This is a genomic window from Dermatophilaceae bacterium Sec6.4, from assembly GCA_039636865.1.
GTDB lineage: Bacteria > Actinomycetota > Actinomycetes > Actinomycetales > Dermatophilaceae > Allobranchiibius.
In genome coordinates this window covers 2,212,656-2,232,654 of sequence record CP144172.1, presented here as the reverse complement: position 1 = coordinate 2,232,654, position 19,999 = coordinate 2,212,656, and the positions used below count along the sequence as shown (strand labels likewise).

18 protein-coding genes are annotated in these 19,999 nt (G+C 64.3%); 12 read left to right on the top strand and 6 right to left on the bottom strand.

The window, feature by feature from the left end; all coding sequences use genetic code 11:
* The first annotated feature begins 1 nt into the window (after window position 1).
* The 3 genes from V3G39_10655 to V3G39_10645 all read left to right on the top strand — a co-directional run bounded on the left by V3G39_10655 (window position 2) and on the right by V3G39_10645 (window position 1,722).
* Complete coding sequence (locus V3G39_10655) at window positions 2–796, top strand: HipA family kinase (protein ID XAS75129.1); 795 nt, start codon at window positions 2–4, stop codon at window positions 794–796.
* Window positions 793–1,179, top strand: a complete 387-nt coding sequence (locus tag V3G39_10650) for a DUF3037 domain-containing protein (protein XAS75128.1) — start codon at window positions 793–795, stop codon at window positions 1,177–1,179. The genes V3G39_10655 and V3G39_10650 overlap by 4 nt, the downstream gene beginning before the upstream one ends.
* A gap of 81 nt (window positions 1,180–1,260) precedes the next feature.
* Entirely contained in the window at window positions 1,261–1,722 is a 462-nt protein-coding gene (locus V3G39_10645) for a nitroreductase family deazaflavin-dependent oxidoreductase (GenBank protein ID XAS75127.1), read from the top strand.
* 84 nt (window positions 1,723–1,806) lie between these two features.
* Here the strand turns inward: V3G39_10645 and V3G39_10640 are convergent, their stop codons facing one another.
* The 3 genes from V3G39_10640 to thrS all read right to left on the bottom strand — a co-directional run bounded on the left by V3G39_10640 (window position 1,807) and on the right by thrS (window position 5,480).
* Window positions 1,807–2,295 (bottom strand): GNAT family N-acetyltransferase, encoded by a 489-nt coding sequence (locus tag V3G39_10640; GenBank protein XAS75126.1) that lies wholly within the window; start codon window positions 2,293–2,295, stop codon window positions 1,807–1,809.
* A gap of 81 nt (window positions 2,296–2,376) precedes the next feature.
* Window positions 2,377–3,132 (bottom strand): hypothetical protein, encoded by a 756-nt coding sequence (locus V3G39_10635; protein ID XAS75125.1) that lies wholly within the window; start codon window positions 3,130–3,132, stop codon window positions 2,377–2,379.
* Window positions 3,133–3,500: 368 nt separating this feature from the next.
* A complete protein-coding gene (gene thrS, locus V3G39_10630; GenBank protein XAS75124.1) occupies window positions 3,501–5,480 on the bottom strand; it encodes a threonine--tRNA ligase in 1,980 nt (659 codons plus the stop codon).
* A gap of 193 nt (window positions 5,481–5,673) precedes the next feature.
* On the opposite strand from thrS, the gene V3G39_10625 reads away from it, so the two are divergent.
* From V3G39_10625 to V3G39_10615, 3 genes are all read left to right on the top strand, one after another.
* Window positions 5,674–6,753: an alpha/beta fold hydrolase gene (locus V3G39_10625; protein XAS75123.1), complete on the top strand. Its 1,080-nt coding sequence runs from the start codon at window positions 5,674–5,676 to the stop codon at window positions 6,751–6,753.
* 216 nt (window positions 6,754–6,969) lie between these two features.
* On the top strand, window positions 6,970–7,215 hold the full coding sequence (locus V3G39_10620; protein ID XAS75122.1) for a hypothetical protein: 246 nt from the start codon (window positions 6,970–6,972) through the stop codon (window positions 7,213–7,215).
* Between the two features lie 19 nt (window positions 7,216–7,234).
* On the top strand, window positions 7,235–7,723 hold the full coding sequence (locus tag V3G39_10615) for a hypothetical protein (GenBank protein XAS75121.1): 489 nt from the start codon (window positions 7,235–7,237) through the stop codon (window positions 7,721–7,723).
* A 109-nt stretch (window positions 7,724–7,832) separates the two neighbouring features.
* On the opposite strand, the gene V3G39_10610 is transcribed toward V3G39_10615, so the two are convergent.
* On the bottom strand, window positions 7,833–8,189 hold the full coding sequence (locus V3G39_10610; protein XAS75120.1) for an antitoxin: 357 nt from the start codon (window positions 8,187–8,189) through the stop codon (window positions 7,833–7,835).
* 230 nt (window positions 8,190–8,419) lie between these two features.
* Between V3G39_10610 and V3G39_10605 the strand changes: the two genes are divergently transcribed.
* A complete protein-coding gene (locus V3G39_10605) occupies window positions 8,420–9,223 on the top strand; it encodes a polysaccharide deacetylase family protein (protein ID XAS75119.1) in 804 nt (267 codons plus the stop codon).
* A 100-nt stretch (window positions 9,224–9,323) separates the two neighbouring features.
* The gene (locus tag V3G39_10600; protein ID XAS75118.1) at window positions 9,324–10,286 is read left to right on the top strand and encodes an NYN domain-containing protein; all 963 of its coding nucleotides are present in this window, start codon (window positions 9,324–9,326) and stop codon (window positions 10,284–10,286) included.
* Window positions 10,287–10,356: 70 nt separating this feature from the next.
* Here V3G39_10600 and V3G39_10595 read toward each other — a convergent pair whose 3' ends face one another.
* Complete coding sequence (locus V3G39_10595) at window positions 10,357–11,202, bottom strand: endo alpha-1,4 polygalactosaminidase (protein XAS75117.1); 846 nt, start codon at window positions 11,200–11,202, stop codon at window positions 10,357–10,359.
* 333 nt (window positions 11,203–11,535) lie between these two features.
* Between V3G39_10595 and V3G39_10590 the strand changes: the two genes are divergently transcribed.
* Complete coding sequence (locus V3G39_10590) at window positions 11,536–13,167, top strand: hypothetical protein (protein XAS75116.1); 1,632 nt, start codon at window positions 11,536–11,538, stop codon at window positions 13,165–13,167.
* 55 nt (window positions 13,168–13,222) lie between these two features.
* On the opposite strand, the gene V3G39_10585 is transcribed toward V3G39_10590, so the two are convergent.
* The gene (locus V3G39_10585; GenBank protein ID XAS75115.1) at window positions 13,223–13,984 is read right to left on the bottom strand and encodes a DUF2071 domain-containing protein; all 762 of its coding nucleotides are present in this window, start codon (window positions 13,982–13,984) and stop codon (window positions 13,223–13,225) included.
* Between the two features lie 163 nt (window positions 13,985–14,147).
* Between V3G39_10585 and V3G39_10580 the strand changes: the two genes are divergently transcribed.
* The 3 genes from V3G39_10580 (at window position 14,148) to aceE (ending at window position 19,990) form a co-directional block, all read left to right on the top strand.
* Window positions 14,148–15,536, top strand: coding sequence for an NADP-dependent malic enzyme (locus tag V3G39_10580; GenBank protein ID XAS75114.1), 1,389 nt, complete (start codon window positions 14,148–14,150; stop codon window positions 15,534–15,536).
* A 27-nt stretch (window positions 15,537–15,563) separates the two neighbouring features.
* Window positions 15,564–17,156, top strand: coding sequence for a malate synthase A (aceB, locus tag V3G39_10575; protein XAS75113.1), 1,593 nt, complete (start codon window positions 15,564–15,566; stop codon window positions 17,154–17,156).
* A 101-nt stretch (window positions 17,157–17,257) separates the two neighbouring features.
* Window positions 17,258–19,990: a pyruvate dehydrogenase (acetyl-transferring), homodimeric type gene (gene aceE, locus V3G39_10570; protein ID XAS75112.1), complete on the top strand. Its 2,733-nt coding sequence runs from the start codon at window positions 17,258–17,260 to the stop codon at window positions 19,988–19,990.
* Window positions 19,991–19,999: the final 9 nt, after the last annotated feature.

The following is a 19,999-nucleotide window of genomic DNA, read 5'->3' as shown; positions in this document are numbered from 1 at the left end:
GGTGAGTAGCCTCACGTTCGTGCTGCCCACTACCCGTGCCATCCGATATGTCGTCCCGCTGCGGGAGGGCGGATCGCTGCCCGGCATCGTGGAGGCAGAAGATCTGGGCACCTGGGTGCTGAAGTTCCGCGGGGCCGGTCAGGGTGTCAAGGCCCTGGTGGCAGAGGTCATCGTCGGTGAGCTGGCGCGCGCGCTCGGCATCAGGGTGCCGGAGTTGAAGGTCGTCGAACTGCCCGCCCAGATCGCCCGGTACGAAGCCGACGAAGAAGTGCAGGACCTGCTCGTCGCCAGCATCGGGCGCAACCTCGGGGTGGACCTGCTGCCCTCGGCGTTCAACTACGACCCGGCGAGGCCGCCAACTGCCGAGGTCGCCGCGCAGATTCTCTGGCTGGACGCTTACACCGCGAACATCGACCGCACCCCGCACAACCCGAATCTGCTTCGCTGGCACGGTAATACATGGTGCATCGACCATGGCGCGGCGTTGTACTTCCACCATTCCTGGCCCTCGCGTGGCACGGATCCTGCCCGATTCGCGGCACAGAAGTTCGACGCGTCCACGCATGTACTACGACCGGTGGCGCGCGGGCTTGTGCCGATCCATGAGCGCTTCGCCGCGACCATTGCCGAGCCGATGCTGCGAAGGGTCCTGGAGCTGGTGCCCGACGAATGGCTCGAGACCGCGATGGGGCCGGGCAACCTGTCCGACCCGGTCGGCGTGCGGTCGATCTACGTCGAGCATCTGCTCGCGCGGATGGCCACACCCTCGCCGTGGCTGCCGCAGGACCCGTCATGAGTGAGCTGATGGGGTATCAGTACGTCGTGCTGAGGGTCGTGCCCTCGGCGGTGCGCGAGGAGTTCGTCAACGTCGGAGTCGTGCTCTACTGCCAGCAGGCGCAGTTCCTCCGTGTTGCCTGGTCGGTGCAGGAGGACCGGGTTCGAGCGCTGTGGCCCGCCCTGGACTGTGCCGAGGTACGGGCAGCATTGGCCGGCGCCGAGGCGACCTGCCGGGAAGGCAGCCTCGAGGGTCATCCGGAGTTGTCCGGCCTGGGCCCGCGGTTCGGCTGGCTGGCGGCGCCGCGCTCCACCGTGCTGCGTCCCGGGCCGCGCCATGGCGGCCTGACGTTCGATCCCGCCGCCGAGCTGGCCCGGTTGCACGCGGTACTGGTGCAGGCGTGACACTCGCGCCCTGATTCTCCGGCGCTCCCAGCCGCGGTGGGTAGTTTTGATGTGCACGATCCCTGCGAGGTGGATTGGCTCATGACGACCGACGATGAGGAGATATCGATGCCACTTACGGGTGAGTACGCCACGGAGAAGACCGGCTGGGTACGCGACCAGCTCGCAACGATCGACGAAGCCGGCACCACGGAGGCCGCATCGGTTCATGGCCTGCAGATCGTGGTCTTCACGGTGCGTAGTGCCAAGACCGGGTTGCTGCGTCGGGTGCCGCTCATGCGGGTGGAGCACGACGGTGTGTATGCCGCGGTGGCCTCGTACGGTGGCGCACCGAAGCATCCGGCCTGGTACTACAACTTCGTGGCTAACCCTCACGTCGAGGTTCATGACGGTGCATCCCACCATGACGGTGTCGCGCGGGTGATCGACGGCGAAGAACGTGCAGTGTGGTGGGAGCGTGGTGTCGCGGCATTCCCGCCCTACGCGGAGTACCAGACCAAGACCGACCGGCAGATTCCCGTCTTCCTCGTCGAGCCCGTCTGACCCGACCTGCTATCCCGCATCTCGCGATTTGGACATGCTGACCGGGGCATATATGCCCCGGTCAGCATGTCCAAATCTCAATCCTTAGAAGAGTTTCAAGGGCGGCTGCTGCGCCATGGCCAAATTGAGCTCCATCAGCCGGTCGCTCGGCCGGGTGAAACCGATGCGCTCGTACAGTCCACGCGCGGCATCGTCGGCGTTGAGCTGGATACGAGTGATGTCATGCTCCCAACACCACCCGAGGACAGCACGCAGTAACTGTTCGCCAACCCCCTGTCGGCGTCGGAGTACATCGACGTACACCGCTGACAGATGCAGCCAGCCGTTGCGGGGCCGAAACAGACTCGGCAGCTTCTCAACGTGCGCCCCCACAACAAACCCGATCGGGTTGCCATCAACAGTCGTGGCGACCCACGCCGGACGGCTGTGGCAGTCGGTCAGCCACGCGTCGGCATACCGACTGATGAAGTCCCCTTGAGGAACACCCCCGCGTTCCAAATCCCAGCGCAGTTGTAGAGCCCCGAGCGCCAGTGCGTCATCTCGCTCAGCGATCCGCACACGCACGTCGTCCACGCAGGCAGTCAACCACCCTTCTCACGGTTTGGACATGCTCAACGGGGCATATGTGCCCCGTTCAGCATGTCCAAATCGTGGTCAGGTGCGACCCATCGCCTCTCGGTGCGCCCGCACCACCTGATCCATGAACTTCTCAGGATGGTGGCGCAATCCGAATAGCGGAATCCGCAGTACCCGCTCGTTACCCAACATCACATCGTTCTGACGTAGCGCATCGCTGGTGATGCCCTCTGTCGTGAAGTGCTGCGAGCCGTCGATCTCGACCAGCAGCCCAATGTGTTCCCATCCCGCATCGATGTAGGCGACACCGTTCGGTCGCTGACGATGAATCTGCCGCTCGGGTGAGGGTACACCGTATGACGCGCACAGGGCTGCGAAGTCGAGTTCGCCGAGCGATTCCGCGCCGTCGCACACGTCCTGGATCGACTGTGCGATGGTCCCGCGCCGAGCTGTGTAGCCGACTTTCGCCCACTCTGCCTGCAACCTCTCGCCGTGCACGACCCCTTGCTGCACAGCCATGGCGATGATGAGGGCCGCTGTGCGGTCGGTGACGGCCCACCCGGCGGCCCGCAGACAGGCGATTACAGGCATCACGCGAGTGACCGGACCACCGATGGTTGCCCCGACGTCATTTGGTCGATGAAGGGTCACCCCGTGCAGGTCGTGTGTTGCGTTGGCAGACGGCACGCTGATGTGCACGGCTGGCTCGTCGAAGTTCTCCAGACCGGCGGCCTGCAGCGCGGTGACACCATCGAGTGCAGCGCCCGAGCCGCTTTCCCAGATCGCCCATTGCCAGCGAGCGCGGCCGGAGAGTTCGGTCCCGACAAGAAGCACCGTGTAGCGCCCTGCGAGGCGCCATCGACCTGCTCTGACCTCTGTTCGCAGGTCCGCCCGAGTCACCCCCGCACGCCGCAGGTCATCGCGGTGCACTACCCCGTCATGCAGGACGGCTAGCCGTGCAAATATCGCCGCGCGTCCAGTTCGCGACGTGCCTCGCTGCCTTGGTGGTGCGAGATCGGTGAAAACTTCCGCGATTGCCATAGCCAGATGTCAGCATCGTGGCGCCGCCCGGGCGAGAGACTGCAGTCAATCTGTGGGTGAGCGAGGTGTCGATCGGTGGATGTGGATCATCCCAGTCTTTGGACATGCTGAGCGGGGCGAATATGCCCCGCTCAGCATGTCCAAATCGGGAGGAGCAGGGCTTAAACCTGGGCGCGCGACTCGATCGCCGTGCGGACCAACTCGATCGCCTCATCGACAGGCACGCCGTTCTGCTGCGACCCGTCTCGGAAGCGGAACGACACGGCCCCAGCCTCCCTGTCTTCCTCGCCGGCGATCAGTGTGAACGGCACCTTTGACTTGGACGCGTTACGAATCTTCTTCGGGAAACGGTCGTCCGAGGTGTCGAGCTCAGTGCGAATTCCTCTCTCCCGCATCTGGTCCAGCACACCCTGCAGGTAGTCGTCATATTCCGACGCAACGGGCACGCCCAATACCTGCACCGGGGAAAGCCACGGCGGGAAGGCCCCCGCATAGTGCTCCACCAACACACCGAGGAAGCGCTCGATGGAGCCGAACTTCGCGGAGTGGATCATCACCGGTTCCTGCCGGGTGCCGTCCGCCGCCTGGTATTCCAGGCCGAACCGCTCCGGCTGATTGAAGTCGTACTGAATCGTCGACATCTGCCAGGTCCGACCGATTGCGTCGCGGGCCTGCACTGAGATCTTCGGGCCGTAGAACGCTGCGCCGCCCGGGTCGGCCACCAGATCCAGGCCCGAGTCGGTCGCGACCTTCTCCAGGATCGCCGTCGCTTCCGCCCACTGCTCATCACTGCCGATGAACTTGTCCTTCTTCTTCCCGTCATCACGGGTCGACAGCTCCAGGTAGAAGTCGTCGAGCCCAAAATCGCGCAGCAGGGACAACACAAAATTCAACAGGTGCTTGATCTCCCCCGGCGCCTGCTCGCGGGTGACGTAGGAGTGCGAATCGTCCATCTCCAGGCCACGGACCCGGGTCAGCCCATGCACCACACCAGACTTCTCGTACCGGTACACCGACCCGAATTCAAACAGCCGAAGCGGCAACTCCCGGTAGGAGCGCCCCCGCGACCGGTAGATCAAGTTGTGCATCGGGCAGTTCATCGCCTTCAGCTGATACTTCGCGCCTTCCAGTTCCATCGGCGGGAACATCGTGTCGGCGTAGTAGGGCAGGTGTCCCGAGGTGTGGAACAGCCCGTCCTTGGTGATGTGCGGGGTACCGACGTACTCGAAACCCTCCTCTATATGCCGGCGGCGGGAGTAGTCCTCCATCTCGCGCTTGATAACGCCACCCTTGGGGTGGAAGAGCGGCAACCCCGACCCCAGCTCCTCCGGGAAGGAGTACAGGTCCAGCTCGGCGCCGAGCTTGCGGTGGTCGCGCTTCTCCGCCTCGGCCAACCGCTCGATGTGCGCCCGTAGTTCGTCCTTGCTCGGCCACGCGGTGCCGTAGATGCGCTGTAGTGAGGGGTTCTTCTCATTCCCCCGCCAGTACGCCGCCGCCGACCGCATCACCTTGAACGCGTTGCCGAGCAGCTTGGTAGACGGAAGGTGCGGCCCCCGGCACAGGTCGCCCCAGGCGCGGGATCCGTCGCGCCGGATGTTGTCGTAGATGGTGAGTTCACCGGCGCCCACTTCGTTCTCGGCGCCGTCCGCGGCGTCTGCCGCGCCGCCCTTGAGGCCGATCAGCTCCAGCTTGAACGGCTCGTCCGCGAGTTCCGCGCGCGCTTGGTCGTCACTGACGACTCGTCGGACGAAGGTCTGGCCTTCGTTGACGATGCGCTGCATCGCCTTTTCGAGGGCCTTCAGATCCTCAGGGGTGAAGGGCGTTTCAACGTCGAAGTCGTAGTAGAACCCATCAACAATCGGCGGACCGATGCCCAGCTTTGCGCTCGGGTTGATCTGCTGGACGGCCTGTGCGAGCACGTGGGCGGCACTGTGCCGCAGCACATTGAGCCCGTCAGGCGAGCCGATGTCGACTGGGTCGACTCGTGCGCCTTCCGGAATCTCGCGGAAAAGGTCCTGCAGCGCCCCGTCGACGTGCATTGCCACCACGCCCTTGTCGGCACCGAACAAATCGGTGCCCGTCGTGCCCTGGTCCACCGATCGCTCGTCTGTACCGACGTGGATGGTGAGTTGGGCTGACACGTGGATCTCCTCTTGCGACGCGCGTCGGCGGGCTGCCGACTGCTGCGCGGTCAAGGCTAATGGTCCAGCCCCACCCGCTTCACCTGCGTTTGCGCCGAACTCCTCCCGCCCCATTGGCTGCATCTTTTGGTGAGGGTGTCGCTATTGCACGTCCCTCACCAAAAGATGCAACCCAAGCGTGTATGAACGACGGGTGACCACGCCCTACATCAGCGCCGTACGCCTCGGCGGCTCGTCCGCGCTACCGCTGCTCGTCCTCGGCCCGGCCCTCGGCACGAGCGCTCGCGCGCTCTGGTCGCGCTGCGCGGTCCACCTCACCGACCGTTTCGAGGTCCTCGCCTGGGACCTACCCGGCCACGGCTCGAACACCGAGGTGGCAGAACCGTTTTCGATAGCAGATCTGGCTGCCGGGGTGCGTTCGCTGGTCGATGACGTGCTCACCGCGCGCGGTGAGCCTGGCGGTTCCTTCACCTATGCCGGTGACTCGGTAGGCGGCGCGGTCGGACTGCAGCTGCTGCTCGACGTGCCGCTGCGGGTAGATCGCGCGGTGCTGGTCTGTACGGGCGCCATCATCGGTACGCCGCAATCCTGGGCGGAGCGAGCAGCAATGGTTCGCGCCTCGGGCACCGAGACGACCATCGAGCGCGCTACCCACACCTGGTTCTCCCCCGGTTTTCTACACCTCGAGCCGTCCGTCGCAGCCGAACTACTGCAAGCGTTGCGGGATGCCGACGACGAGGGGTACGCCCAGGTATGCGGCGCATTGGCGCGGTTCGACGTGCGGGACAGACTGGATCGCATCCGCAACCCGGTCGTCGCCGTCGCGGGATCACTTGACGAATCCACTCCTGTTGCCGGGCTCCGGGAGATCGCGGACAGCGTGCGCACCGGTGAACTGGTCGTGCTGGATGACGTCGCTCATCTGGCCGTGGCCGAAGCGCCCCAGCAGATCGCGCAGATCATCCGCAGCGACTCCGAATCGATGACCGGGCAGGACGAGACGCAGAAACTCCCGCGCCAACGCGACAGCAGATCCGGCGAGGACGAACACACCCGATCGATCGTCGACCTCACTGCACGGGCCGTTCTCCTGGAGGCTGGCAGCCAGCAGGAGTTCGCCGCCGAAGTCCGAACCGCATGTCGAACCGGGCTGACCCGCGCGCAGATTGAGCAGGTCTTGGATCGGGCCGCAGTCCACAGCAGCACAATGGCCATGCATCTGGCGGCAACGGTCTCCCGCCGAGCCCTCGACGACGAAGACGACCACATCTGAGCGCAGCGAACTGGGTACAACCCAGCTGCTTCGCCGTACTATCCAACCGTGGAGCAGTGGTCCGAGGGACGGCAGTTCCGCGGTTGCTGTCCAGGAGCACATCACGCACATGCGCGCCCGCACTGCTGAGTTGATAGGGGAGCACCGCTGATGACTCAACAGCCTGCGAACAGCCGAATCGCTTTTCGACCATCTCCGACCGGAACGCGCACGGACATGGTCCTGTTCATCGTCTCGATGGTTTTCTGGGTGGTTGTGGTGGCGCACGCCGACGAGCTGAGCAGGGTCAGTGGCAGACCGATCCAGACCGAGAAGGTGATGCAACACCCGATGCCCAAGGTTGAAGTCCGCAAGACCTGGCAGCAGGAGCAGGACGATTTCGCGGCCCGCGCCGCCCGTGTCGAGGCGCGCAACGCAGAACTCCTGGGCGAGACCGAGACTCCGCGAGGCTCCAGTGGCTGATCCGGCTGATGGTGACCTGGTGATCGGCCTGACAGGCGCGAAACGTCATTGGTGGCTTGCTGGGCTGGCGTTGCTGGCGCTCTTCGCCACCCTCGCGGCAATTGCAGCGATCACCGAACCCGCTGAGAACTCGATCTTCCAGACCGTGCTCATGGTGGGGTGGTGGATCATGCTCTGGCTCCGTTTCCGTGCCGTCCGGGCCGACCGCAACGGAATCAGGCGACGCCAAACGCTGCGTATCACATCCTGGGCTGGGATCGAGAGAATCATCGAGCCGGGCCGATGGGATGCGAGCGTCCATCTACGGACCACAGCGGGCAAAGACCTGCCAACAGGCCTACCCGCCGCGTACGTCGAGCAGTTGGCCACTCTGAGCGGCAAACCAGTCGAGAGACGACTCTCGGCGGCAGCGAAACCGCCCACCAAAGAACAACGCGACCTCTGCGAACGTGCTGCCCGAGTCAAAGCCCGCAACTGCGAGCTCATGGGCGACGACAACCAGACCTGAGGACCGTGACGTGATGCCGACTGTGCCAAGTGGCTTAACGACCGGCTGCGGAAAGGCCCCCTCACCGCAGTCGGTGAGGGGGCCTTCGCGTCGTGCCGGCATGTTGTGACTACTGACCTGGGGCCAACGGGTCGTGCAGGGGCGTTGCCGGGTCGATCGGAGATGCGGCGGGGTTGAACGGCGCATCCGCATCAGGTTGAGGGGAACCCTTGAAGTCAGCCTTGGTCGAGGATGTCGTTCCACCGGCCTGCTGCTGAATGGTCTGCTCGGTCTTGTCACTCGCGGCTTTGATCTTGTCGGCGTATTTGCCCTTGGTCGCGTTGTTCACCAGTCCGCCGACCTTGTCGATGCCGCCGCGCACCTTGTCGGGGTTGTCGACAGTGGCTTTCTTGGCCTTCTCGATATTTTCTTCGGCGACTTTAGTGGCCTTCTCGAGGGCGTCTTTCGCCTTGTCCATGAAGTTCATCAGGTCATCCTTGCCTCGGGGTCGGCCTTCATCCTGCCCCAACGAACGGCGTCTTGGGAACCTCCCCGACCGGGTGAACCGAACACCCGTCCTACTGGTTTCCCCTCGTTCCGCAGCAAGGGGCTCCAGACTCGGTATCGATGGCCGGTCGATGTTGTTGGAAGAAGAGTTGGGGGACGTGCCGGTGCGCCTGCACAGTGCCGACAGATAGGTATGCAATAAATGAATACGTGGAACGAAGAAATCTACTCATCACCTTGGCGGCAGGCGTCGCAGCCGGACTCGCGGGATGCAGCGAGGCCCGCAGCCCCGCTGCGCCGACGATCACTGATCCCAAGGGCACGAAAGCAGGCACCGCACCCTCCGACACGGCCTCAACGAAGCCCTTCCATGCTCCCGTAGGCATCGTGAAGGTGCCGGTTCCTCATGGCACGCTTTACGGCCTGCCCGGCAGAGGCGACAACGTAGCGCTTACCGTCGATGACGGCACCGACGCAGGCGTCGTCGCGGGCTACGCGAAACTGGCCAAGGACACCGGGATACGACTGACATTCTTCTGTAATGGATACATGCGCAGCTGGACCGAATCCGCGCCGATCCTGCGACCGCTACTGGATGACGGGCAGATCTTCATCGCCAACCACACCTGGTCACACCCAAGCCTGCTGAGCCTCAGCAGTTCAGCACTTGCCGATCAGGTGCATCGCAACGAGCGATTTCTGCAGAACACCTATGGGGTCACCGGCCGTCCGTTCCTCCGACCGCCCTACGGGTACCGCAATGCGCGCGTCGACCGCCAGGTGGCTGATCTGGGGTATCCAGCAGTCACGATGTGGTACGGCAGCCTGGGCGATTCGACCGTCATCACACCGGAAAAGATCGTCCAGAACGCCGAGAAGTGGATCCACCCGGGTCATATCGTGATTGGGCACGCAAATCACGATCCGGTGAGCAAGGTCTACGGCAAGTTGGTGGAGATCATCAGGGCACGGCACCTGCAGCCCGTACATCTGGGCGACGTCTACCAGGTCTGAGCTGTCAGTCGGGGCTGCGCCTGCAGCCTCGAACTGGTGGGACAGGGCCGATGCGGCAGACTGGCGGCCGTTCGATAACCGCACCTGCGAAAGGATTCCCATGCCGGAACAAGGTGACACCCGTGTCGCTGTGTACCTCGACTTCGACAACATCGTCATCTCCCGCTACGACCAGGTGCATGGGCGGCAGCGCTTCTCCAAGGACAAGGTCCGCACGGCGGACCGGGAGCCGGGCAGTGAAATAGCCGAAAAGCTGGCCGCCGCCACGGTGGACGTCGGCGCCATCATCGATTTCGCATCCTCGTTCGGCACGCTGGTCCTGACTCGGGCCTACGCGGACTGGTCGGCCGACGTGAACGCGGACTATCGGGGCCAACTCGTCGGGCGGGCAGTGGACCTGGTCCAGCTCTTCCCGGCCGCGGCCTACGGCAAGAACGGCGCAGACATCCGGCTCGCCGTGGACGCCGTCGAAGACATGTTCCGGCTGCCGGATCTGACCCATGTGGTGCTCGTCGCCGGTGATTCGGACTACATCGCGCTCGCTCAGCGCTGCAAGCGTCTCGGACGTTACGTCGTCGGCGTGGGTGTCGCCGGTTCCACCAGTCGTTCACTCGCGGCTGCGTGCGATGAACTGGTCACCTATGACGCGCTGCCTGGCGTCGAGCCCATCCCCGAGCCGCAGAAGGCACCAGCCGCGCCGACGGCTTCCGCCGGCCCGACCGAACCGGGTGTGGACTCTGACGAGGTTGGCACTGAAGACAAAAGCATTCCCGCCAAGCGCAAGCGCGCGACCCGCAAACAGACCAGGAAGGACGAGGACGACCCGCAGGTCGCTGCGAGTCGATTGTTGGAGCGAGCACTTCGCCTCGGACATGAGAAGAATGACGACGAGTGGCTGCACAGCTCGGCGGTGAAAAGTCAGATGAAACGAATGGACCCGTCGTTCAGTGAAAAGGCGCTGGGTTTCCGGTCTTTCTCGGATTTCGTGACCTCACGCGGCGAGGTGGCGCAGTTGGACGACAGCTCGCCGGCACGTCAGATCCGAGCTCGCAACCACGACTGACACCGGGCCTGCCGTAAATGGACGTATGCAGTGCGGGTACCCGCCCTACTTCTGATTCACTGCCACCGGGTCAACAGGTCTTGTTGACGTACCCGGGTTTCCCTCTGGGCACTACATCCACATCCCGCAGCAGTAAGGACACCTTGCCGCTACGCATTTTGCACGCTGTAGCGAATCGCTTCGCGTCGTATTCGATCTCGATGACTTTCCTGCCGTACGCCGAGGTGTACGCCGCGCACTCACCGAATTCCTGGCAGTCCTCGACGATCGCAAAGTCGTAGCCCGCAGTGCGCAGCTTCGGGGCGAGCTCAGAGGAGTTCTTCTGCGCGACCAGCAATTGGTAGATGTGTGCTTCGCGCGCCAGGTCCGCCGCGAATGCAATTGCGTCACCTCTGCTGATCAGGCCCGTGGAACGGGTGTATGAATCGAGGTTGTCCGGCTCGACGGCATCGTGTCCGAATCGTGCGCATCCGGCAAACCAGGTACCCACGATCTTGGCGAGCTGGGTCCGCTTGGCAGGTGTGCTGATGTCCAACAGGGCCTCGTTCCAGACTTTGTCGATGACCAGTGCACCGGCCTTGTCCCGCAGTAGCAGGGTGGAATGCTCTTTGCGCCACCACTGGAGTTCATCCGGCTGCGCCTGGTAGGCGTTGACATAGCAGATGTTGAAGCGCCCAGGCACCCCCTTCTGCGAGCGGTCCCGGTCGACAATCCCCACATCGACTGCGGGTTGGTACGGGCCGCCGATCTGGTAGTCGAAAACCGCCCCTTCGGGGAATGCTTTGGTCGTGCGATGGACCAGAGTTTGCGGGGACTGCTGAACGCTGCGCCCTGGTTGTAGAACCGCGGGCACACCGCAGCCCGCGCAGCCCGACACCACCGCGAGTGCCAATCCGGTGTTGCGCGCCCATGCCATGCAGCCGATTGTCGCTGACCCCGCCGCCGACGGTCACACCTGCCCCGGCCGTGCTGCCCACGACCGGTACAGGACGGTCGTTCGATCGAGTGCGCTATCCGGCCAACTTCAACGTGCGCCTACATCACCTGCCGGCCCGCCCGATCTGCGGTTGTCGCGTGGTAATTTCCGATTATGAGGACGATGCCCAACGGGCTGCGCGCGCTGTTTATCACGTTGGCGTCAACAATGATTTTTGCCGTCACAAATGGCAGCGGGGCCGCCGTACCCAATTTCAGTAAAGTCTCAGAAAATACCCAGGAAAACACCGGTGAAACCTGGACGGCTGCTCGGATGGCTTCGGCTGCACCAGTAGATGCACTCAGGGCCCGCACCGACGGCTCCCACTCGATACCACCGCGAGAATCAAGCACCACCAGCCCCCCTGCCGGCACTTTGGCAGGCACCTATACCGCGGGAATCCCGGCGGTCGGGCGGCTCTTCATGCTCGACATATCGGGCAACGCCATGTTCTGTTCTGCGAGCGTCGTGCACAGTGCAGCAAAAGATGTGATCTCCACCGCTGCACACTGCAAGCAGGGTGTATCTGCAATCTTCGTTCCTATGTACAAGAGCGGTGCTGATATGGCGCATCAGCCGTTCGGGGCGTTCACGGTGACGCACTGGACAATTGATCCGCGGTACTACCAGAACACGGCGCAGGCATCGAACTTTGATGAGGCTTTTGCCACAGTAGCGACCGGTGAAAAAGGTCAACTCGAGAACGTGGTGCACGGCGGGCTGACGTTGACGGCCGCACCGAGCGCGACCAATCACGTCCTGGCATCGGGCTATCCGGGTTCGTGGGTGCGTAATGGAATACTGCAGGACCCCCAGGGGGCACCCGTGCAATGCGCAGTTGACACGAAACCACTGCCCGGGTACCGACAGATGCAGATGACCTGCGACTACTTCCACGACGGCGTCTCCGGGGGTCCGTGGATAGCAAACTACAACTCAACAACGCACCTGGGCGACCTCATCGGGGTCACCGGGGGTTTGGGCGGTGGTGGGAATTCTGCCGATGACGACTGGGTCAGTTACAGCCCCCTTTTCGACCAGAACACCATCAACCTCTTCAATTCGACCGCACCGACAGCACTTCCACCCGTGGGGCTGCACACCCCAGGAAAGGCGTGGGCGAACGCCCGACTCACCGCAAGCGGCCGATTCGCGGGTACGACTTCCAGCTTCAGTGACCTGCTCGTGGTCTGGAAGAATGGTGAGGTCGACGCATACCCGAACCTCGGGAACGAGCAGTTCGGCGGTGAGATTCGCTTGGCCAACAGCGGTTCTGCCTTCACCCGCGCGATCAGTATCACCGCTGCTGGGTTCACATCCACCGCTTCAGACCTCGTGGTGAACTTCGGCGATGGAACGCTGACCCTCTACCGGTCGGTGAGCCCCTCTTCGAGATTGAGCCACCAGGTTCAACTCGCGGCCAAAGGTTCCGTTTTCAAGTACGCGCGAGCAATCGCTGCTGGCGCATTTGTCGGCACAGGGAACGCAAACGACTTAATTGTCCAGTGGGTCGATGGACAGGTCTCACAATATGTCGATTGCGGTCTGCACCTGGGCCAGGAGCGGCGGGTCGCCGCAGAAGGTTCGTCGTGGAAGTACGCACATTCTCTTTCCGCCGGACTCTTTCCCGGTACCGGCTGGGGCATCATGACCGAGTGGCTGGACGGGCAAGTCACCATCGACAGCAACATCGGTCCGGGCGCGCGCCTTACGGAAACAACGCTGGTGCCCAAACACGACGCCACCTGGTCACGATACTTTCGTACTCTGACCGTGGGCCGATACACCAGTCCGGCGCAGGCCGACGATGCGTTGGTCACCTGGAGCGATGGCGAAGTCGACCTCTATCCGGCCACCTCGACGCGCGGGCTCGGGTCCGAGCACCGGCTCATCCAAGGTCAGTGAGCACGCAATGGTGCACGATCCGGATCAGATGTGCCCGTCATGGGGGCCTGGCCGGTCAGCGGACCGGCGGCGCGAGTGGGCGCGAGGCAGTGAACGGGAACGCGAACTGGGTGGTGACGCCCCGGGAGAAGAGAACCGAGTCCGGCGGACGCGCCGCTACGCCGGGTAGTCCGGATGCTTCGACCAGGGTGTCGTCCAGGTGCAACAGCTCAGCGTTCTGTAGCGACCAGGTCGGGTGTTCGTTGGGCACGTAGAGCGTGCGGCCGAAGGCCCGGGTGTGCAGTCCCCACCGTGCGGTAAGGAACTCGGCCATCGGATCCTCCTGCGGCAGCATGGCGCCCGGCCTGACGACGATGGTGGTGCGCGCCGATCGAGGGCCGGGCCAGCGCCTCGTGGACGTGTAGGTCAGCACTCCCCCGGTCTCGGCGACCCGCATCCGCGACCAGGTGTAGGGCAGCGCGAACGCCGCGCGCGCGCCGAGGACCACCGCCAACCGGGACGCTTCGAGGGTGCGGAAAACAATGCCGCGCCGGCCTTGGTCATCCACGGAGTAGAGCCGCACATTGGTCTCGGCGAAGGTGCCGAACCACGGAACCGCCGGACCCTTGGCGATGCCGGCGTCGACCATCCGGAATGGGATGAGTCCCACCCAACTCGACCCGTCGTAGAGGTCCGGATGGGTTCCCGGCGGGAGAAGCGGCGCTACGACGTCCGCAGGGACCCGCCAGTGCAGAAATGTCAGGTCGAGCCAGTCCTGACTCATGATCTGAAACCCGCGCAGAGCGGGGGCGATCGAGCTCACCGGCTGCACCGTCATACCCCCACTGTGCGCCTTGCCCGCGCGCGATCCACGACCACCCCGGGGAGATACCCGCCGAGGGGCGAAGATATATCCCAGCGGAGACTCAGAATCACTTGTTATTCCGCCTGGTGGAATCTAGAGTCCACTTAACGAAATCATAACCATGAGAGGACCGCCTATGTCGCGCCCCACCCCAGGTCACGCCATCACGATGCGAGTCAGCGCGCCCACGGGCTTCAGCGCGACTTCGGAGCTGACTGCAGCGGCAGCAGCAGCCGGCGCGGAGATCACCGCTCTGGACGTCATCGAATCCACTCACGAGAACGTGATCGTCGACCTCACCTGCAACACCGAGGGCGACGCGCACGCGGCGCAGGTCGCCGCGGCCGTTGACGCGCTGCCCGGAGTGAGCGTCGGCAAGGTCAGCGACCGGACATTCCTGATGCATCTGGGCGGCAAGCTGTCGGTCGAGCCGAAGGTTGAGCTGCGCACGCGCGATGACCTGTCCCGTGCCTACACCCCCGGTGTCGCGCGAGTCTGCCTGGCGATCGCTGCGAACCCCGCCGACGCCCGTCGCCTGACGATCAAACGCAACACCGTCGCCGTCGTCACCGACGGCACCGCTGTCCTCGGCCTGGGCGATATCGGCCCGGCCGCTGCGCTGCCCGTCATGGAGGGTAAGGCCGCGCTCTTCAAGCGGTTCGCCGACGTCGACGCATGGCCGGTCTGCCTGGACACCAAGGACACCGAAGAGATCATCATGATCGTCAAGGCAATGGCGCCGGTCTACGGCGGCATCAACCTCGAGGACATCTCTGCGCCGCGCTGCTTCGAGATCGAGCGCCGACTACGCGATGAGCTCGACATCCCGGTGTTCCACGACGACCAGCACGGGACGGCGATCGTCGTGCTCGCTGCGCTGATCAACGCATTGCGCGTGGTCGACAAGACCATCGAGAACGCCCGCATCGTTGTCAGCGGCGCCGGCGCTGCGGGGCACGCGATCATCCAGTTGCTGCATGCTCAGGGCGCCGGTCCGATCGTGGCGTGTGACCGCAAGGGCGCCATTGATCGCACCCGCACCTATGAGGACCCGCACCGTCAGTGGATCGCGGACAACACCAACCCGGAGAACTTCTCCGGCAGCCTGCACGACGCGATGTCCGGTGCCGATGTCTTCATCGGCGTCTCGGCGCCTGGCGTGATCGAGGAGCAGCACGTCGCCACGATGGCGCCGGGGGCCATCGTGCTGGCGCTGGCCAACCCCGACCCGGAGATCCACCCGCTCGACGCCGCGAAGCACGCAACCGTAGTGGCGACCGGGCGTAGCGACTTCCCCAACCAGATCAACAACGTGCTCGCGTTCCCGGGGCTGTTCCGCGGACTGCTCGACGCCAACGCCAGCGACATCACCACCCCGATGCTCGTGGCAGCCGCCCAGGCGATCGCCGACTGCGTCAACCCCGATGAACTGAATGCCAGCTACATCATCCCCAGTGTCTTCGACCCCGATGTCGCCGGCAAGGTGGCAGCGGCCGTCGTCGCCAACAGCACGCCAGTCGTCTGATTCGCTGCGCACCGAAAGGCTGAAACCGTGATCGAACTGACCGATGCCCATCCCGTCGAGGGCGCACAGGAGATCCTGACCACGCAGGCGATGGCTTTCGTCGAGGCGCTGCATACCCGCTTCGCCGGTCGTCGCGATGAGCTGCTCGCCGCGCGTGTGCAGCGCCAGGCTGAGACCGCCAGTACCGGCCGCCTTGATTTCCTGCCCGAAACCCGGGCGATCAGAGATGCCGACTGGAACGTCGCACCCGCACCCGAGGCGCTGCGGGACCGCCGCGTGGAGATGACCGGCCCCGCAGTGCCCGCCAAGATGGCGATCAACGCGCTGAGCTCGGGCGCCAAAGTGTGGCTCGCCGACATGGAGGATGCCAGTTGTCCGACCTGGCCGAATGTCGTTGCCGCCGTGCGCAACCTACGCGATGCGGCGCGAGGCACCTTGTCTTTCGACAGCCCCGATGGGCGCGAGTACCGCCTGCGCGAGGACGCACCGCGCGCCGTCGTCGTCACTCGACCACGGGGCTGGCACCTGGACGAGGCGCATGTGCTCATCGACGGGAAGCGCGCGGTCGGCGCACTGGTCGACTTCGGGCTGCATTTCTTCCACATCGCGCAGCAACTGATCGACAACGGCAACGGCCCCTACTACTACCTGCCCAAGATGGAGAGTCATCTGGAGGCGCGGTTGTGGAATGACGTCTTCACCTTTGCTCAGCATGAGCTCGGTATCGCTCACGGAACGATCCGGGCAACGATGTTGATCGAGACGATCCCGGCCGCGTTCGAGATGGACGAGATGCTCTACGAGCTGCGCAAGCATGCATCGGGTCTGAACGCCGGTCGCTGGGACTACCTCTTCAGCATCATCAAGTACTTCCGCGACACAGGTCACGAGTTCGTGCTGGCCGACCGCGCAGATATCACGATGACCGCTCCGTTCATGCGGGCCTACACCGAGCTGCTGGTGCGCACCTGCCACCGCCGCGGTGCCTACGCGATGGGCGGGATGGCCGCCGTCATCCCCACCCATGACGCGGAATCGAACGCAATCGCCTTCGACAAGGTGCGCGCGGACAAGACGCGTGAAGCCGGCGACGGCTTCGACGGTTCCTGGGTGGCCCACCCCGCGCTGGTACCGGTCTGCGAAGAGGTCTTCGACGGCGTACTGGGTGAACGACCCAACCAGTTGGACCGACTGCGCGAAGACGTCTGGGTCACTGCCGATCAACTGCTCGACGTACGGTCCGCGCAGGGCAGCAATACCGAGGTCGGGCTGCGAAACAACCTGTATGTCGCGCTGGCCTACACCGCTGTATGGCTCTCCGGCAACGGCGCGGTAGCCATCCACAATCTGATGGAAGATGCTGCTACCGCGGAGATTTCACGCTCTCAGGTGTGGCAGCTGATAGCCAATGGCGAGACCCTGGCCGACACCGGTGAGAAAGTGACCCGCCCCCTGGTGCAGCGGCTGCTCGGCGAAGAATCCGAACGGTTGCGTGGCGAGGTGAGCGCCGAGCGCTTCGAGCAGTACAACCGCCCTGCGCTTGGTTTGATCTCCGACCTCTGCCTGAACGATCACTTCGTGGACTTCCTCACCCTTCCCGCCTACGAACACGTCATCTGACCCGCATCACCTTCAGTCATTCTCTGCAACGCTGTCCCCAGCACCCGCACCACACCCGCGGGATCCGAACCGTCGTGCCACCACCGAGGAGAAGTCGACACATGAGTACTGCCCCCACACCCGATGCAGCCATCAATGGCGATCACTCAGACCCCGAGGAAATGCAGGAGTGGGGCGAGTCTTTCGATCAGCTACTGAATCAGGGCGGACCGGGCCGAGCGGGTGCCGTGCTGCGGATGTTGGGCGAGAAGGGAGCGATGTCCGGGCTCTCTCCGCGGGAGACGGTGACCACGGACTACATCAACACCATCGCCCCCGCGCAAGAGCCGGAGTACCCCGGCGATGAGAACACCGAGCGGGCCTACCGTCGGTTGCTGCGTTGGAACGCAGCAGTGATGGTGCACCGCGCCCAGCGCCCCGACATCGGAGTCGGTGGGCACATCTCGACCTACGCCGGTGCCGCGACGCTTTACGAGGTGGGTCTCAACCACTTCTTCCGCGGGCCGGACCACCCCGGCGGAGGCGATCAGGTCTTCTTCCAGGGGCACGCGTCCCCCGGCATGTACGCGCGGGCCTATCTCGAAGGCCGACTGACCGAGGAGGACCTGGACGGGTTCCGTCAGGAGAAGTCCAAGGAAGGGCACGCGCTGTCCTCCTACCCGCACCCCCGGTTGATGCCGCACTTCTGGCAGTTCCCGACCGTGTCGATGGGTATCGGCCCGATGAACGCGATCTATCAGGCGCAGCTGAATCGCTATCTGCAGAACCGTGGCATCAAGGACACCAGCGACCAGCACGTGTGGGCCTTCCTCGGCGACGGTGAGATGGATGAGGCGGAGTCGCGCGGCTTCCTGCAGTTGGCCGCCAACGACAACCTCGACAACCTGACGTTCGTCATCAACTGCAATCTGCAGCGCTTGGACGGACCGGTGCGCGGCAACGGCAAGATCGTGCAGGAGCTGGAAGGCTTCTTCCGGGGTGCGGGGTGGAATGTCGTGAAGGTGCTGTGGGGTCGGGAGTGGGACGCGTTGTTGGCGCAGGACCACGACGGCGAGCTGGTGCGGGTCATGAACGAGACCCCGGACGGGGACTACCAGACGTACAAGGGTGAATCGGGGGAATACATCCGTGAGCACTTCTTCGGTAAATCAGCGGCTGCCAAAGAGCTGGTGCAGCACCTCACCGACGACCAGATCTGGAGTCTGAAGCGAGGCGGGCACGACTACCAGAAGGTCTACGCCGCCTACCGCGCCGCGACCACCGGCAACACGACCGGTCGGCCGACCGTGATCCTCGCCAAGACCGTCAAGGGGTACGGCCTGGGTGCCAACTTCGAGGCGCGCAACGCCACCCACCAGATGAAGAAGCTGACGGTCGCGGATCTGAAGACCTTTCGCGACCTCCTGCACATCCCGGTCACCGATGAGCAGATCGACGCCGACCCGTACAAAGTGCCGTACTACACGCCCGGGCCGGATTCCCCCGAGATCAAGTACATGATGGCGCGTCGGCGCGAGCTGGGCGGCTTCGTGCCGGAACGGCGCAACTCCCCTCGTGAGCTGGAGCTGCCGCCGGAGAAGACCTACGACATCGCGCGTAAGGGCTCGGGCAAGCAGATGGCCGCCACGACGATGGCGTTCGTACGATTGATGCGGGAGTTGCTGCGGGACAAGGGGATCGGCAACCGTATCGTGCCGATCGTGCCAGACGAGGCGCGTACTTTCGGCATGGACAGCTTCTTCCCGACGGCGAAGATCTACAACCCGAACGGGCAGAACTACACGCCGGTCGACCGTGCGCTGCTGCTGGCCTACAAGGAGTCCGAGCAGGGGCAGATTCTGCACACCGGCATCAACGAGGCCGGCTCGGTCGCGGCGTTCACGGCGGCCGGTACGTCCTATGCGACGCACGGTGAGCCGCTGATCCCGATCTACGTCTTCTACTCGATGTTCGGGTACCAGCGCACCGGCGACTCGATGTGGGCCGCGATGGACCAGATGACACGTGGATTCATCATCGGCGCGACCGCCGGCCGCACGACGCTGACCGGTGAGGGGCTGCAGCATGCGGACGGGCACTCCCCCGTACTCGCGGCGACCAACCCGGGCACCAAGGTGTACGACCCGGCGTTCGGTTACGAAATTGCGCACATCGTGCGTGATGGTCTGGAGACCATGTACGGCAAGGACTCCACCGACCGCAACTGGATGTACTACATCACCGTCTACAACGAGCCGATGCTGCAGCCGAAGGAGCCCGACGACGTCGACATCGACGGAATCGTGCGCGGCCTGCACCGCATCCATACCGGATCCGGCGAGGGCGCACGCGCCAACCTGATGGGCTCCGGGGTATCCGTGCTCTGGGTACTGGAGGCCGCCGAGGTGTTGGCGAAGGACTGGGGTGTCTCGGCTGACGTGTGGTCGGTGACGTCGTGGAACGAGCTGCGGCGCGACGGCCTGGCCGCTGAGGAAGAGGCATTCCTGCACCCGGACCGCGAGGTTCGAGTGCCGTACGTGACCGCCAAACTGGCCGACTCGCCCTACCCGATCATCGCCTCGACGGACTTCGTCTCAGAGGTGCCGGACCAGATCCGGCAGTTCCTGCCGAACCGTTTCGCAACGCTGGGCGCGGACGGGCATGGCTTCTCCGACACCCGCGCCGCGGCACGCCGGTTCTTCCACATCGACATCGAGTCGATCGTGGTACGCACGCTGCAGACGCTGGCGCAGGACGGCCAGATCGACGCATCGCTGGCGCGCGAGGCGGCCGCGAAGTACCGCCTGCTCGACGTGACTGCAGGTACCACGGGTAACGCCGGCGGGGACTCCTGACTCTTCTCA